This window comes from Diaphorobacter sp. (assembly GCF_050251835.1).
GTDB lineage: Bacteria > Pseudomonadota > Gammaproteobacteria > Burkholderiales > Burkholderiaceae_C > JBFXIE01.
The window spans coordinates 28095-43744 of record NZ_JBFWLZ010000026.1 but is presented as its reverse complement, the minus strand read 5'-3'; the positions used below and the strand labels follow the sequence as shown (position 1 = coordinate 43744).

Below are 15650 nucleotides of genomic sequence, written 5' to 3'. Positions count from 1 at the left end.
AGGGCAAGAGTCATCCTCCGCAACGCCCAGAGCCTTATTGGTTTTTTGAAGATTGGCCGCCGTCCGAGTACATAAAAATGCCCCCACAGCATGGCTGTAGGGGCTGAAATCATTGATGCTGGTCGTTGCCTTGCGTCATGGGGGAGGTCGTAGCACCTTTGTTACCCCGTTACCTCCGTTACCCTTCTTCGGCGACAGAAAGAGCCTGCGGCTTTGCTATCTTGGCCGCTGAAGTCCCCTCGAATTCCTGAGCCATCTGGAAGTAGAGAATCCAAACCAACGGAGTCTCTACATGAAGAAATCCAGATTCAGCGAAGCCCAGATAGTCGGCGTCCTCAAGGAGGTCGAGCTGGGCGCCAAGGTCGCCGAGACATGCAGGAAGCATGGCGTGAGCGAGCCGACCTACTACAAGTGGAAGAGCCAGTTCTCGGGCATGACGGTCTCGCATTTGGCCCAGCACAAGTGCGGCAGGATCAGTCAACTGCTCAACGCCGTCTGCGCTACCCATCCCACGCGGCCTTGGCCGCTGTCGTTGAGGCGCTGTTCGAAGGCTGCGGCTTGTGCTTCGGGCAGGCGTATCTGCAATTGCACCAGTGTGCCGTGGTGCACCCCGATCAAAGTGGCACCGGCCAGTTCGACCTCGCGCCGCACCAGGCCCTCCAGCGCATATGGCACCTGGCAGTGCAGGGTGCACATGCGCTGCAGCGGCACCTTGTCGGCCTGCAACAGGGCCTGGGCCACCGTGTCGGTGTAGGCGCGCACCAGGCCGCCCGCGCCCAGCTTCACCCCGCCGAAGTAGCGCACCACGGTGGCCAGCACGCCTTCCAGATCCTGGTGGCGCAGCACGTCCAGCATGGGCCGTCCGGCGGTGCCGCTGGGCTCGCCGTCGTCCACCGCCGCAGACTGGCCGCCCGCCAGCAGCGCCCAGCAGATATGAGCTGCGCCGGGGTGCTGTTGCCAGAGCGCATCGACCGCGGCTTGCGCGCTGGCGCGATCCTGCATGGGCTGCACGCAGCCGATGAAGCGGCTCTTTTTGATGATGAGTTCGCTGGTGACGGGCGTGCTGAGGGTGAAGGGCATGGCGGCGCACTAGCTTACCCCATGGGCTGGCTGCGCCAAGGGCCATACGGGCAGGACGGGCGCGAACGGCGCGCGGCTTCTAAAATGCCCGGCCCCACCCAGCAGGCCCGCCCATGAACGCCCCGATCGATGTTTCCTTTTTCCCGCGCAACGCCAAGCCGTTGACCAGCTACCGCCCTTACTGGGCCAAGCGCTTTGGCGTGGCGCCGTACCTGCCCATGAGCCGCGCCGAGATGGAGCAGCTGGGCTGGGACAGCTGCGACGTGGTGCTGGTGACGGGTGACGCCTATGTGGATCACCCCAGTTTTGGCATGGCGGTGATCGGGCGGGTGCTGGAGGCGCAGGGCTTTCGCGTGGGGATCATCGCGCAGCCGGACTGGCACAGCGCCGATGCGTTCAGGGCGCTGGGCAAGCCCAACCTGTTCTGGGGCGTGACCGCCGGCAACATGGATTCGATGATCAACCGCTACACGGCGGACCGCAAGATCCGCAGCGACGACGCCTACACCCCCGGCGACGTGGGCGGCAAGCGCCCCGACCGCGCCGCCGTGGTTTACAGCCAGCGCTGCCGCGAGGCGTACAAGGACGTGCCCATCGTGCTGGGCGGCATCGAAGGCAGCTTGCGCCGCATCGCCCACTACGACTACTGGAGCGACAAGGTGCGCCGCTCCATCGTGGTGGACAGCAAGTGCGACATCTTGCTGTACGGCAATGCCGAGCGTGCGCTGGTCGAGGTGGCCCACCGCATCGCGCGGCGCGAGCCAGTGGAGCAGATCACCGACGTGCGCGGCACGGCCTTTGTGCGGCGCGCGTCCGAGCCCGGCTGGTTCGAGATCGACTCCACCGAGGTGGACGAGCCCGGCCGCGTGGAAGAACATATCAACCCCTACATGACCACCAGCGAGCAGGCCGCGGCCCAGGGGCAGTCATGCGCGCAGGACGGCGCTACTGATTCTGTAGCTTCCAGCGCTGGTTCTATAAGCGCTGCAGGCCAAAAAGGCTTGAAGACCGTGCAGATCGTGCCCAATCCGGCGCTACCCGCCAGGGGCCGTAGCGGTCGGCCGCTGCCCCCGCGCGACCGCACCGTGATCCGCCTGCCCAGCTACGAGCAGGTCAAGGCCGACCCTGTGCTGTATGCCCACGCCAACCGCGTGCTGCACCTGGAGACTAACCCCGGCAACGCCCGCGCGCTGGTGCAGGCGCACGGCGAGGGCGCCACGGCGCGCGATGTGTGGCTGAACCCGCCGCCCATCCCGCTCACCACGGATGAGATGGACTGGGTGTTCGGCCTGCCGTACGCGCGCAACCCGCATCCCAGTTACGCTGACGAGGCCGGCAGCCACGACGGGGCCACCAAGATTCCGGCGTGGGAGATGATTCGCGCGTCCATCAACATCATGCGCGGCTGCTTTGGTGGCTGCACCTTCTGCTCCATCACCGAGCACGAAGGGCGCATCATCCAGAGCCGCTCCGAGGATTCGATCATCCAAGAGGTGGAGGACATCCGCGACAAGGTGAAGGGTTTCACCGGCACCATCTCCGACCTGGGCGGTCCCACCGCCAACATGTACCGCCTGGGCTGCAAAAGCCCCGACATCGAAGCCGCGTGCCGCAAGCCCAGTTGCGTGTTCCCCGGCATCTGCCAGAACCTGCACACCGACCACGGCCCGCTGATCAAAATCTACCGCCGGGCGCGCGCGCTGCCGGGCATCAAGAAGATTTTGATTGGCTCGGGCCTGCGTTATGACCTGGCGGTGCAATCGCCCGAATACGTGAAAGAGCTGGTGCAGCACCATGTGGGCGGCTACCTGAAAATCGCCCCCGAGCACACCGAGGCGGGTCCGCTGTCCAAGATGATGAAGCCGGGCATCGGCAGCTACGACCGGTTCAAGCAGATGTTTGAGCAGTACAGCGAAGAGGCGGGCAAGAAGCAGTACCTGATCCCGTACTTCATCGCGGCGCACCCCGGCACCACCGATGAGGACATGCTCAACCTGGCCGTCTGGCTGAAGAAGAACGGCTTTCGCGCCGACCAGGTGCAGGCCTTCTACCCCAGCCCGATGGCCAGCGCCACGGCCATGTACCACACGGGCCGCAACCCGCTCACTCGCGTGCGCCGCCAGATGCGCGACGTGGCCGAAGAGCAGGTGGATGTCGTGCGCGGCGAAAAGCGCCGACGCCTGCACAAGGCCTTTTTGCGCTACCACGACCCCAACAACTGGCCGCTGCTGCGCGAGGCGCTCAAAAGCATGGGCCGCTCCGACCTGATCGGCAACGGCAAACACCACCTGATCCCGACCTTCCAGCCCCTGGTGGATGGCAGCTACCAGAGTGCGCGCAAAAAGAACAGCACTGGTCCCAAGGACGGCGGAGGCGGTGTGGGCTATACCACCAACAAGGACGGCAAGGCCGTTGCGCTGCGCCGCCGCCCGCAGGAACACCAGGAACCGAAAGATGACGTGCGCTTTCGCTCCAGCGCGCCGCAGCCCGGGCGCATGCTGACCCAGCACACCGGCCTGCCGCCGCGCAAGCGACGTTGATCCTGGCCCTTGCTGGTGTGGCAGGCGCTTGGCATCATCAAAGTTGATAGCTGCCAGCGCTTGCTTTTATTGGGCTAGAGCCCTAAAACAAAAAAACCGCCCGAAGGCGGTTTTTTGTTGGCTGGCTGCAAAGGCGATCAGATGACTCAGATTACCTTGGCAATCGACTGGCAGACATGATCGATGTTCTTGCTGTTGAGCGCCGCCACGCAGATGCGGCCGGTGTCGGTGCCATAGACGCCAAACTCGCTGCGCAGGCGCACCATTTGCTCTTTGCTCAGGCCCGAGTAGCTGAACATGCCGATCTGCTGGGTCATGAAGCTCATGTCCTGCTGTACGCCAGCGGCCTTCAGGCCGTCCACCAGTTTCTGGCGCATGGCCTTGATGCGCACGCGCATTTCGCCCAGTTCCTTCTCCCACAGGGCGCGCAATTCGGGGTTGTTCAGCACGGCGGCGACCACGGCACCACCATGAGTGGGCGGGTTGGAATAGTTGGTGCGGATCACGATCTTGAGCTGGGACAGCACGCGGTCGGCTTCTTCCTTGCTGTCGCACAGCACCGACAGGGCGCCCACGCGCTCGCCATACAGGCTGAAGCTCTTGGAAAACGAGGTGGACACGAAGAAGGTCAGGCCGGCAGCGACAAATTTCTGAATCACGGCGCCGTCTTCGGCGATACCGTGGCCGAAGCCCTGGTAGGCCATGTCCAGGAAGGCGGTCAAGCCCTTTGCCTTGACGGCGGCAACCACCTGGTCCCACTGCGCGGGCGTGATGTCATAGCCCGTGGGGTTGTGGCAGCAGGCGTGCAGCACGACGATGGTGCCGGGCGCAGCGGCGTTCAGGCTGGCCAGCATGCCTTCGAAGTTGACGCCGCGCTTGGCTGCGTCGTAGTAGGCGTAGGTCTCGACCGTGAAGCCGGCGTTGGTGAACAGCGCGCGGTGGTTTTCCCAGCTGGGGTCGGAGATCAGCACCTTGGCATTCGGGCTGATTTTTTTCAGGAAGTCGGCGCCGATCTTCAGGCCGCCGGTGCCGCCGATGGCCTGCACCGTGGCCACGCGGCCGCTGGTGACGGGCTCGGAGTCGCTGCCAAAGACCAGGCCCTTGACGGCGTTGTCATAGGCGGCGATGCCGTCGATGGGCAGATAGCCGCGCGCGGCGGGCTTGTCCATCATGGCTTTTTCGGCGGCCTGCACGCATTGCAGCAGCGGCAGCTTGCCGTTGTCGTCAAAGTACACGCCCACGCCCAGGTTGACCTTGTTGGGGTTGGTGTCGGCGGCAAATTGCTCGTTCAGGCCCAGGATGGGGTCACGGGGTGCCATTTCGACGGTGGAAAACAGAGACATGGTGAATCCTTGAGGGGGGTGGTAATCGCGTTGCGTGACCCCATGTGCATTAGGCTTTCGGGTCAGCCCGCAATTTTAACGACGCGCGCCCGGCTGTCGCCCGGGTGTCATCGACTGCCGCCATGCAAACAGACGCCACCACCACGCCCGCAACTGCCGGGCAATTCGTCCACTTCCCGGATTCGCCGTTCGAGCTCTTTCAGCCCTATCCACCCGCGGGCGACCAGCCGACGGCCATTGCCAAGCTGGTGGAGGGGGTGCGCGACGGCGAGGTGTTTCAGACTCTTCTGGGCGTGACCGGCTCGGGCAAGACCTTCACCATGGCCAACGTGATTGCCCGCCTGGGGCGCCCGGCGATCATTTTTGCGCCCAACAAGACGCTGGCCGCGCAGCTGTACAGCGAGTTTCGCGAGTTCTTCCCGAAGAATGCGGTGGAGTACTTCGTCAGCTACTACGACTACTACCAGCCCGAAGCCTATGTGCCCCAGCGCGACCTGTTCATCGAAAAGGACAGCGCCATCAACGAGCACATCGAGCAGATGCGCCTGTCGTGCACCAAAAGCCTGCTGGAGCGGCGCGACGTGGTCATCGTGGCCACGGTGTCGGCCATCTACGGCATTGGCGAGCCCGAGAGCTACCACCGCATGATCATGACGCTGCGCGTGGGCGACCAGGTCAGCCAGCGTGATGTGATCGCGCAGCTGATCCGCATGCAGTACCAGCGCAATGACCAGGACTTCAGCCGCGGCAAGTTTCGCGTGCGCGGCGACACCATCGACGTGTTTCCGGCCGAGCATTCCGAGCTGGCGGTACGCATTGAGCTGTTTGATGACGAGGTGGACAGCCTGCAGCTGTTTGACCCGCTCACGGGCCGTATCCAGCAAAAAATTCCGCGCTTCACGGTGTACCCCAGCAGCCACTACGTGACGCCGCGCGACAAGGTGCTGGCCGCCGTGGAGACCATCAAGCAGGAGCTGGACGCGCGCCTCAAGCACCTGGTGGCCGAGGGCAAGCTGGTGGAGGCCCAGCGCCTGGAGCAGCGCACGCGCTTTGACCTGGAGATGCTCAGCGAAGTGGGGCATTGCAAGGGCATCGAGAACTACACCCGCCACCTGTCGGGCGCGGCGCCCGGCGAGCCGCCCAGCACGCTGACCGACTATCTGCCCAAGGATGCGGTCATGTTCCTGGACGAGAGCCACCAGATGATCGGGCAGCTGTCCGCCATGTACAACGGCGACCGCTCGCGCAAGACCACGCTGGTCGAATATGGTTTCCGGTTGCCGTCGGCGCTGGACAACCGGCCGCTCAAGTTTGAAGAGTTTGAGCAGCGCATGCGCCAGGTGATCTTTGTGTCAGCCACGCCGGCGGACTATGAAAAAGAGCACTCCAGCCAGGTGGTGGATCAGGTGGTGCGGCCTACCGGCCTGGTGGATCCCGAGGTGGAAGTGCGTCCCGCCACCCATCAGGTGGACGACGTGCTGCAGGAAATCCGCATCCGCGTCGAACTAAGCCAGCGTGTGCTCATCACCACCCTGACCAAGCGCATGGCCGAACAGCTGACCGACTATTTGACCGACAACGGCGTGAAGGTGCGCTATCTGCATTCCGACATCGACACCGTGGAGCGCGTGGAAATCATCCGCGACCTGCGGCTGGGGGCCTTTGACGTGCTGGTGGGCATCAACTTGCTGCGCGAAGGGCTGGATATCCCCGAGGTGTCGCTGGTGGCCATTCTGGACGCCGACAAGGAAGGCTTTCTGCGCGCCGAGCGCAGCCTGATCCAGACCATAGGCCGGGCAGCACGCAATTTGAACGGCAAGGCCATCTTGTACGCCGACCGCGTCACCGAGTCGATGAAAAAAGCCATCGGTGAAACGGAACGCCGCCGCACCAAACAGATCGCATACAACGAAGCCCACGGAATCACGCCGCGCAGCATTGTCAAGCAGGTAAGAGACCTGATTGACGGTGTCTATAGCGAAAAAGCGGGGCAGGAGGCGCAGCGGCTGGAGCAGGAAGCCGCACGCCATGCGGAACTGGACGAGATGTCGGAAAAGGACATTGCCCGAGAGATCAAGCGCCTTGAAAAGCGCATGCTGGAACACGCGCGCAACCTGGAGTTCGAACAGGCGGCACACGTGCGCGATCAGCTGGCGCATCTCAAAGACCGGGTTTTTGGAGCACACGGTGGAGATCACATTTCCGCCGCGTAGCGCTGAAAACGCGACCTGCGAGGTGAAAACGCGACTGTATCGTCTAGTTACCCGACAAAAACAATAGGGATTTGTGTTATACTTGCCTGAAATACTCAGGAAAGAAAGCCCACAACAAACAAGGGCCTTGAAAGCTGCGGCGATTGCTGGGGCGCTTCAGGGAATGGGTGGAGACGGTGCCCTGGGCAGGGTTCTCAGCCTGACAGTGGTGTTTTTATAACGATCAAGCCTAGACAAGGAGCTTGCGATGCGTCTCACAACCAAAGGCCGTTTTGCGGTCACCGCCATGATTGACCTGGCTTTGCGCCAGAACAACGGCCCCGTCACGCTGGCGGCCATCAGCCAGCGCCAGCAGATCTCGCTGTCCTATCTGGAGCAGTTGTTCGGCAAGCTGCGCCGCCATGAATTGGTGGAATCCACCCGCGGCCCTGGGGGCGGCTACACGTTGGCCCGCAAGGCGGGCGACATCACCGTGGCCGACATCATTGTGTCCGTGGACGAGCCTATCGACGCGACGCAGTGCGGCGGCAAGGAAAACTGTCTGGGCGAAGCCGGCAGGTGCATGACGCACGAGCTGTGGGCGTCGCTCAACCAGCGCATGGTCGAGTTTCTGGACTCCGTCACGCTGCAAAAACTGGTGGACGACCAGATTGCCAAGGGCGTGCAGATCGAGGACAAGCCCGTGACCCGCCGCGCAATTTCCACTACCCCTGTGGTCAAACCCATCCGTGTCAATGCACCGAACTCGGTGTTTGCGCTGGGCAACGTCTTCGCCAAGTCCTGAGTCCGCAAGCTGCGCCTGGTCGCGCATGCAACCCGATCCGCGCCGCTTGCCCTCATCCCTTTATTTGATTTCTGTCGCCTGTCGCCAGAATCTTGTTATCCGAGCCAGCCATGGACATGACCCCGCATTTCCCCATCTACCTTGATTACGGCGCTACGACTCCCGTGGATGATCGGGTCGTTGACGCGATGATCCCGTGGCTGCGCGAGCATTTCGGCAATCCCGCGTCTCGCAGCCATGCCTGGGGCTGGGAGGCAGAAGAGGCGGTCGAGAAAGCGCGTGGCCACGTGGCCGACCTGATCGGCGCCGACTCGCGCGAGATCGTCTGGACATCCGGTGCCACCGAGTCGAACAACCTTGCCATTAAGGGCGCGGCGCATTTCTATCAGGGCAAAGGTAAGCACCTGATCACCGTGAAGACCGAGCACAAGGCCGTGCTGGACGTGATGCGCGAGCTGGAGCGCCAGGGCTTTGAGGTGACCTACCTGGACGTGCAGGCGAATGGCCTGCTCGACTTTGAAGTGCTCAAGGCCGCCATTCGCCCCGACACCATCCTGATCAGCGTGATGTTCGTGAACAACGAGATCGGCGTGATCCAGGACATTCCTGCCATTGGCGCGCTGTGCCGCGAAAAGGGCATCATCTTCCATGTGGACGCCGCCCAGGCCACCGGCAAGATCGAGATCGACCTGGCCAGCCTGCCTGTTGACCTGATGAGCCTGGCTTCGCACAAGACCTACGGCCCCAAGGGCGTCGGCGCTCTGTACGTGCGCCGCAAGCCGCGCGTTCGCATCGAAGCGCAGATGCACGGCGGCGGCCATGAGCGCGGCATGCGCTCGGGCACGCTGCCCACGCACCAGATCGTGGGCATGGGCGAGGCCTTCCGCCTGGCCAAGCTGGAGATGGCGCAGGACCTGGCCAAGGCGCGCGCCTTGCAAAAGCGCTTGCTCGACGGCCTCAACGACATCGAACAGGTGTTCATCAACGGCGATTTGGAGCGGCGTGTTCCTCATAACCTGAACATGAGCTTCAACTACGTCGAGGGCGAGTCGCTGATCATGGGCATCAAGGGCCTGGCGGTCTCCAGCGGCTCGGCCTGCACTTCGGCCAGCCTGGAGCCCAGCTACGTGCTGCGCGCCCTGGGCCGCAGCGACGAGCTGGCCCACAGCAGCCTGCGCATGACCATCGGCCGCTTCACCACCGAGGAAGAAATCGACTACGCCATCAGCACGATTCGCCACAACGTGGCCAAGCTGCGCGAGCTCAGCCCCCTGTGGGAGATGTACCAGGACGGTGTGGACATCAGCACCATCCAGTGGGCAGCCCACTGAGAATTTGCATCAAATCGGCCTCTAGCCCTTATAAATTGAGCGCTGGTAGCTACTAAAAAAGGAGTAAATCATGGCCTATTCCGATAAAGTCGTTGACCATTACGAAAACCCCCGCAACGTCGGCTCGTTTGACAAGGGCGACGACACGGTGGGCACCGGCATGGTGGGCGCGCCCGCTTGCGGCGACGTGATGAAGCTGCAGATCAAGGTCAACCCCGACACGGGCGTGATCGAGGATGCGCGCTTCAAAACCTACGGCTGCGGTTCGGCCATCGCCTCGTCGTCGCTGGTGACCGAATGGGTCAAGGGCAAGACGCTGGACGAAGCCGCGCAGCTGAAAAACAGCCAGATCGCCGAAGAACTGGCGCTGCCGCCCGTGAAGATTCACTGCTCCATCCTGGCCGAAGACGCTATCAAGGCAGCGGTGAACGACTACAAGGCCAAGCACGGCGCGACCGTCGAGGCCGCCTGAGCGCCATGGCCATTACGCTGACCGAAGCCGCAGCCCGGCATGTGGGTCGCTACCTCAGCCGGCGCGGCAAGGGGCTGGGCGTGCGCCTGGGGGTCAAGACCACGGGTTGCTCGGGCCTGGCCTACAAGCTGGAGTATGTGGACGAGCAAGAGCCCGAGGACATCGTCTTCGAGCACCATGGTGTCAAGGTGCTGATCGACCCCAAGAGTCTGGCCTACATCGACGGCACAGAGCTTGACTTCGTGCGCGAGGGCCTGAACGAGGGCTTCAAGTTCAACAACCCCAACGAGCGCGACCGCTGCGGTTGCGGTGAAAGCTTTCGCGTGTGACGTTGGCGCCGGGGGCGCATCACCTCAGTGACCGCCATCGCCCGCCGCGCTGGCGGTTTTTTTATTGCCATGAATCTTCAATCCGACGACTTTGAACTCTTTGGCGTTCCTCGCCGCTTCGTGCAAGACCGCACGCAGCTGGATGCGCGGTGGAAGGAATTGCAGCGCCAGGCCCACCCCGACCGCTTTGCCGCGCAGGGTGCGGCAGCCCAGCGCGTGGCGATGCAATGGTCCGTGCGCATCAACGAGGCCTACCAGCGCCTGAAAGACCCGCTCAAGCGTGCGGCCTACCTGTGCGAGCTGGGTGGCGCGCCCATCCGCGCCGAAGACAACACCGCCATGCCAGCGGCTTTTCTGATGCAGCAAATGGAGTGGCGCGAGGCTTTGGACGACGCCACCAGTCCCGCACAGCTGAATGCCCTGGACGACGAGATGCAGGCGGCACGCCGCGCGGCCCTTGCGCGCTGCGGCGAGCTGATCGATGCGCAGCGCGACTATGTCGGCGCGGCGCGGGAGGTCAGAGCCCTGATGTTCATTGCGCGATTTGCGCAGGACATCGATGTGCGCCGGGAGCAACTGGGACAATAAGTCCCCGTTCCGATCTTCTCGTCCCTTCAACGCTTGGCACAGGCCGCTTGGCCGCCGGGCCTATTCACTTACCGATTCCATGGCGCTTTTGCAGATTTCCGAACCCGGACAGTCCCCCGACCCGCACCAGCGGCGCATTGCCGTGGGCATAGACCTGGGTACCACGCACTCGCTGGTGGCAGCGGTGCGCAACGGTGTGGCTGAGTGCCTGCCGGATGGCGAGGGCAGGGTGCTGTTGCCCTCGGTGGTGCGCTACCTGGCCGGGGGCGGGCGCCAGATCGGCCACGACGCCGTGGCTGCGCAGGCGCAAGACCCGTCCAACACGCTGGCCTCCGTCAAGCGCTTCATGGGGCGCAGCCTGGATGACATTGCCGAGCCGCACAAGCTGCCCTACGACTTCGCCCCGTCGCAAGGCGCGGGTGGCATGTTGACGCTGTCCACGGCCGGCGGCGTGAAGTCCCCCGTCGAAGTCAGCGCCGAAATCCTGGCCACGCTGCGCTTTCGCGCCGAGGACAGCTTTGACAGCGACATCTACGGTGCCGTCATTACCGTGCCCGCCTATTTCGACGATGCCCAGCGCCAGGCCACCAAGGACGCGGCACGCCTGGCGGGCATCCACCTGCTGCGCCTGATCAACGAGCCCACGGCCGCCGCCATCGCCTACGGCCTGGACAACGCCTCCGAGGGCATCTACGCCGTGTACGACCTGGGCGGCGGCACGTTTGATATTTCCATCCTGCGCCTGACGCAGGGCGTGTTCGAGGTCATCGCCACGGGCGGCGACTCGGCTCTGGGCGGCGATGATTACGACGCCCTGTTTGCCGACTGGGTGCTGCAGCAACTGGGGCTGCAGGCACTGACGGCGGAGGACAAGAGCGCCGTGCGCCTGGCAGCGCGTGCCTGCAAAGAGGCCCTGACTGCTTCTGAAGTTGTAGCGTTCAGCGCTTGTCTGGCGGGGACTCAAGTCCAATTGGATGTCAAGCGTTCGGACTTCGACGCGGTCACGGCTGCGCTGACGCAGCGATCCCTGGCGGCGGTGCGCCGCGCGCTGCGCGACGCGCAGATCGAGCGCGGTGACGTGCAGGGCGTGGTGCTGGTGGGCGGCTCCACCCGCATGCCGCAGGTGCGTGAGGCGGTGGCGCAGTTTTTCGGCCGTGAGCCGCTTATCAACCTGAACCCCGACGAGGTCGTGGCTCTGGGCGCCGCCATCCAGGCCAACCAGCTGGCGGGCAACAACGCGGCGGGCGACCTGCTGCTGCTGGACGTGATTCCGCTGTCGCTGGGCATTGAGACCATGGGCGGTCTGGTCGAGCGCATCATCGGGCGCAACGAGACTATCCCCACCGCCAAGGCGCAGGACTTCACCACCTACAAGGACGGGCAGACGGCGCTGGCCATTCATGTGGTGCAGGGCGAGCGCGACCTGGTGCAGGACTGCCGCAGCCTGGCGCGCTTCGAGCTGCGCGGCATCCCACCCATGGCGGCGGGCGCGGCGCGCATCCGCGTCACCTTCACCGTGGACGCCGACGGCCTGCTGAGCGTGAGCGCGCGCGAGCAAAGCAGCGGCGTGGAGGCGCGCATCGACGTCAAGCCCACGTATGGTCTGAGCGACGAGCAGATCGCCCGCATGCTGCAAGACGGTTTTGCCACTGCGCAACAAGACATGCAGGCCCGCGCGCTGGTCGAGGCGCGCGTCGATGCCGACCGCCTGTTGATCGCCACGCAAAGTGCGCTGGATGCGGACGGCGACGTGCTCTCGTCTGCCGAGCGTGCTGCCGTTGAAGCCTTGATGCAGGCATTGCGGCACACGCTGGAAGCTGGCCACGACGCAGCGGCCGTAGAGGCTGCAACCAGCGCGTTGGCCAAAGGCACCGAGGCTTTTGCCGCCCAGCGCATGAACCGCGGCATACGCGATGCACTGGCCGGCAAGAACGTCGCATCGCTGTGAGCGCGACACCTATTTCCTACTTTCCCGAACCTGGTCGCCATGCCCGTCATCAAAATACTTCCACACCACGAATATTGCCCTGAGGGTGCCGAAATCACTGCGCCCGCGGGCACCTCGATCTGCGAGGCGCTACTGGATAACGATATCCAGATCGAGCACGCATGCGACATGAGCTGCGCCTGCACCACCTGCCATGTGATCGTGCGCCGCGGCTATGAGTCGCTCAACGCACCAGGGGAAGAAGAAGAGGATCTGCTGGATCGTGCCTGGGGCCTGGAGCCGCAGTCGCGCCTGTCGTGCCAGGCCATCCTGGCGCACAGTGATGTGACGGTGGAAATCCCCAAATACACCATCAACCACGCCCGGGAGAACCATTGATGATCCGGCAGATTGTTCTGGACACGGAAACCACCGGCCTGTCTGCCGACAACGGCGACCGCATCATCGAGCTGGGGTGCGTTGAGTTGCTGGGCCGCAAGCTCACCGGTAATGATCTGCACCTGTACCTGAACCCCGAGCGCGACAGCCACGAGGACGCGCTGAGGGTGCACGGAATCAGCAATGAATTCCTGCGCGACAAGCCCAAGTTTGCCGACTGTGCGCAGGACATCCTGCGCTACCTGCAGGGGGCCGAGCTCATCATCCATAACGCCAGCTTCGACGTGGGCTTTCTGGACAAAGAGCTGGAACTGGTCGGCCTGGCACCGCTGGCCACCCATGTGAGCGGCATTGTTGACACCCTGGCCATGGCCAAGGAAATGTTTCCGGGCAAGCGCAACTCGCTGGACGCCTTGTGCGACCGTCTGGAGGTGGACAACTCGGGCCGCACGCTGCACGGTGCGCTGCTGGACGCGCAGTTGCTGGCCGATGTCTATATCAACATGACGCGTGGTCAGGAGGCGCTGCTGATCCTGGACGACTTGCCCACAGGCGAAGGTGGCGTGAAGGCAGCCGTCGTGGATCTGAGCCGCCTGGCACTGCCCGTTATTGCCGCCAACGACCAGGAGCTGGCCGAGCACGAGGCTTTGCTGGCGCAGATCGACAAATCCAGCGCAGGCAAAACTATTTGGCGAACCCTGTCAGACGCCCCAAAAGCTATGCCATAATTGCGGGCTGTCGCGAAGACGACACGGGTGATTAGCTCAGCGGTAGAGCACTGCCTTCACACGGCAGGGGTCACATGTTCGATCCATGTATCACCCACCATTTTTCAAGAGTTTTGGCCTGTAGGGTCAAAGCTTTGGGTGATTAGCTCAGCGGTAGAGCACTGCCTTCACACGGCAGGGGTCACATGTTCGATCCATGTATCACCCACCATATAAAACCCCTTGCAGGCGTTGCGTGCAAGGGGTTTTTTGCATGGGGCATGTCTCGGCTGGCGGAAAAAACTGGATGGAGAGCGGGCCATGGGTGACAAGGTGGATTGCGTCGTTGTCGGCGCGGGCGTGGTGGGTTTGGCTGTGGCGCGCGCTCTGGCGCTGGATGGGCACGAGGTGCTGGTGCTGGAAGCGGCCAACGCCATCGGCACCCAGACCAGTGCGCGCAACAGTGAGGTCATCCACGCTGGCATCTACTATCCGCAGGGCTCACTTAAGGCGCGGCTGTGTGTACAGGGCAAGGCCATGCTGTATGACTACTGCGCCGAACGCAGCCTGCCGCATCGCCGTTGCGGCAAGCTCATCGTGGCCACGTCGCCCCAGCAGCAGGCACAACTGGCCCGCATCCAAGCGAGCGCAGCCGCCAACGGAGTGGATGACCTGCGGTGGTTGACACGCGACGAGGCCAGGGCCCTGGAGCCCGAACTGCAATGCGTGGCCGCGCTGCTGTCGCCCAGCACGGGCATTGTGGACAGCCATGCGTTCATGCTGGCGCTGCAAGGCGATCTGGAAAATGCGGGTGGCTTGGTGGCGCTCCATTCGACTCTGGTCAGGGCACAGTGCACGCCAAAAGCCATACATTTGGAAGCGCTGGACGGCACCCGCATCAGCGCGCGCACGGTGGTGAATGCGGCCGGCTTGTATGCGCCAGACTTGGCGCGGTGCTTTGCCGGGCTGGGCGGCTCACATGTGCCGCGAGCGGCGTATGCCAAGGGCAACTATTTCACTTTGTCGGGTCGCGCACCCTTCAGCCGATTGATTTACCCCGTACCTGAGGCGGCGGGCCTGGGCGTGCATCTGACGCTGGATCTGGCGGGCCAGGCCAAATTTGGACCGGACGTGCAATGGGTGGACAGCCCTGATGATCTGATGGTGGATCAGGCCCGCGCCCAGGGTTTTTATGCAGAGGTACGCAAGTACTGGCCGGGCTTGCGTGACGGCGCCCTGGCTGCGGGTTATGCGGGCATACGTCCCAAGATACATGGGCCGCATGAGCCCGCGGCGGATTTTGTCATCCAGGGCCCGAGACAGCATGGCGTGGCCGGGCTGGTCAATTTGTTTGGTATTGAGTCGCCGGGGTTGACTGGCGCACTGGCGATTGGCGAGTATGTCGCGGCGCTGTTGCGCGAGTCAGACGATTCGTACTGACGGCGCATGCATCGCACGCCAGAGCTGCACTTCGGCGGTGGCCTGTTCGCTGAAACAGTCTGGCTGGGCTAAGATGGATTATGTGTGGATGCCAGCATGAAAGGCATCTCGACATCGTTAACTCCTCCGAAAGGCTTTCTCATGATCTCCGCATCCGAAACCGTTTCCAAGACCCAGAATGAACTCGAAAAGCTGGTCAGTGATCTACGCGGGCTGCTGGCCAGCAAGGATCTGGACGGCATTCCAGAGATCAAGCAACTGCGCCAGCGCCTCGACGACGGCATTCACACGGTGCGTGATGCTGCCGTGCGTGCGGCGCAGGACGCAGCAGACCAGGCCCGCGACGCCGCCCGTGCCGCAGACCGCTATGCCCACGACGAACCCTGGCGCGTCGCCAGCGCAGCGTTGGCTGTGGGGGCGTTGGTCGGCTTTTTGCTGGCTCGTCGCTAAGACCTGAGGAACTGTCGGGTTTGCGATTGAACGCTGCGCCGTGCACC

General features: G+C 63.5%; 14 protein-coding genes, 2 tRNA genes and 1 pseudogene. 15 read left to right on the top strand and 2 right to left on the bottom strand.

Annotated features, from left to right (window positions below; all coding sequences use genetic code 11):
* Window positions 1–292 precede the first annotated feature (292 nt).
* Window positions 293–445 (top strand): annotated as a pseudogene (locus AB7E35_RS10245) (transposase); the annotation flags it as partial.
* Between the two features lie 32 nt (window positions 446–477).
* Here AB7E35_RS10245 and AB7E35_RS10240 read toward each other — a convergent pair.
* Window positions 478–1080 carry an IMPACT family protein gene (locus AB7E35_RS10240; protein WP_428163722.1) on the bottom strand — a complete coding sequence of 201 codons (603 nt, stop codon included), beginning with the start codon at window positions 1078–1080 and terminating at the stop codon, window positions 478–480.
* 113 nt (window positions 1081–1193) lie between these two features.
* On the opposite strand from AB7E35_RS10240, the gene AB7E35_RS10235 reads away from it, so the two are divergent.
* Window positions 1194–3620 (top strand): YgiQ family radical SAM protein, encoded by a 2427-nt coding sequence (locus tag AB7E35_RS10235; RefSeq protein ID WP_428163723.1) that lies wholly within the window; start codon window positions 1194–1196, stop codon window positions 3618–3620.
* 146 nt (window positions 3621–3766) lie between these two features.
* On the opposite strand, the gene AB7E35_RS10230 is transcribed toward AB7E35_RS10235, so the two are convergent.
* Window positions 3767–4963 (bottom strand): amino acid aminotransferase, encoded by a 1197-nt coding sequence (locus AB7E35_RS10230; protein WP_428163724.1) that lies wholly within the window; start codon window positions 4961–4963, stop codon window positions 3767–3769.
* A 122-nt stretch (window positions 4964–5085) separates the two neighbouring features.
* Between AB7E35_RS10230 and uvrB the strand changes: the two genes are divergently transcribed.
* The 13 genes from uvrB (at window position 5086) to AB7E35_RS10165 (ending at window position 15603) form a co-directional block, all read left to right on the top strand.
* Window positions 5086–7176 (top strand): excinuclease ABC subunit UvrB, encoded by a 2091-nt coding sequence (uvrB, locus tag AB7E35_RS10225; protein WP_428163725.1) that lies wholly within the window; start codon window positions 5086–5088, stop codon window positions 7174–7176.
* A 247-nt stretch (window positions 7177–7423) separates the two neighbouring features.
* The gene (gene iscR / locus AB7E35_RS10220) at window positions 7424–7960 is read left to right on the top strand and encodes a Fe-S cluster assembly transcriptional regulator IscR (protein ID WP_428163726.1); all 537 of its coding nucleotides are present in this window, start codon (window positions 7424–7426) and stop codon (window positions 7958–7960) included.
* 110 nt (window positions 7961–8070) lie between these two features.
* Window positions 8071–9291, top strand: coding sequence for an IscS subfamily cysteine desulfurase (locus AB7E35_RS10215; RefSeq protein WP_428163727.1), 1221 nt, complete (start codon window positions 8071–8073; stop codon window positions 9289–9291).
* A 70-nt stretch (window positions 9292–9361) separates the two neighbouring features.
* Window positions 9362–9763, top strand: a complete 402-nt coding sequence (iscU, locus tag AB7E35_RS10210; protein ID WP_428163728.1) for a Fe-S cluster assembly scaffold IscU — start codon at window positions 9362–9364, stop codon at window positions 9761–9763.
* Between the two features lie 5 nt (window positions 9764–9768).
* Window positions 9769–10092 (top strand): iron-sulfur cluster assembly protein IscA, encoded by a 324-nt coding sequence (gene iscA / locus AB7E35_RS10205; RefSeq protein ID WP_428163729.1) that lies wholly within the window; start codon window positions 9769–9771, stop codon window positions 10090–10092.
* Window positions 10093–10161: 69 nt separating this feature from the next.
* On the top strand, window positions 10162–10680 hold the full coding sequence (gene hscB, locus AB7E35_RS10200; RefSeq protein ID WP_428163730.1) for a Fe-S protein assembly co-chaperone HscB: 519 nt from the start codon (window positions 10162–10164) through the stop codon (window positions 10678–10680).
* Window positions 10681–10759: 79 nt separating this feature from the next.
* Entirely contained in the window at window positions 10760–12628 is a 1869-nt protein-coding gene (gene hscA, locus AB7E35_RS10195) for a Fe-S protein assembly chaperone HscA (RefSeq protein WP_428163731.1), read from the top strand.
* A 39-nt stretch (window positions 12629–12667) separates the two neighbouring features.
* The gene (gene fdx / locus AB7E35_RS10190) at window positions 12668–13006 is read left to right on the top strand and encodes an ISC system 2Fe-2S type ferredoxin (protein ID WP_428163732.1); all 339 of its coding nucleotides are present in this window, start codon (window positions 12668–12670) and stop codon (window positions 13004–13006) included.
* Window positions 13006–13734 carry a DNA polymerase III subunit epsilon gene (gene dnaQ, locus AB7E35_RS10185; protein WP_428163733.1) on the top strand — a complete coding sequence of 243 codons (729 nt, stop codon included), beginning with the start codon at window positions 13006–13008 and terminating at the stop codon, window positions 13732–13734. Before fdx ends, dnaQ begins: the two co-directional genes overlap by 1 nt.
* A gap of 25 nt (window positions 13735–13759) precedes the next feature.
* Window positions 13760–13834: transfer RNA gene (locus AB7E35_RS10180), tRNA-Val, on the top strand.
* Between the two features lie 36 nt (window positions 13835–13870).
* A tRNA-Val gene (locus AB7E35_RS10175) sits at window positions 13871–13945 on the top strand.
* A gap of 89 nt (window positions 13946–14034) precedes the next feature.
* Window positions 14035–15153: an NAD(P)/FAD-dependent oxidoreductase gene (locus AB7E35_RS10170; RefSeq protein WP_428163734.1), complete on the top strand. Its 1119-nt coding sequence runs from the start codon at window positions 14035–14037 to the stop codon at window positions 15151–15153.
* Window positions 15154–15294: 141 nt separating this feature from the next.
* Window positions 15295–15603, top strand: coding sequence for a DUF883 family protein (locus tag AB7E35_RS10165; RefSeq protein ID WP_428163735.1), 309 nt, complete (start codon window positions 15295–15297; stop codon window positions 15601–15603).
* Window positions 15604–15650 lie beyond the last annotated feature (47 nt).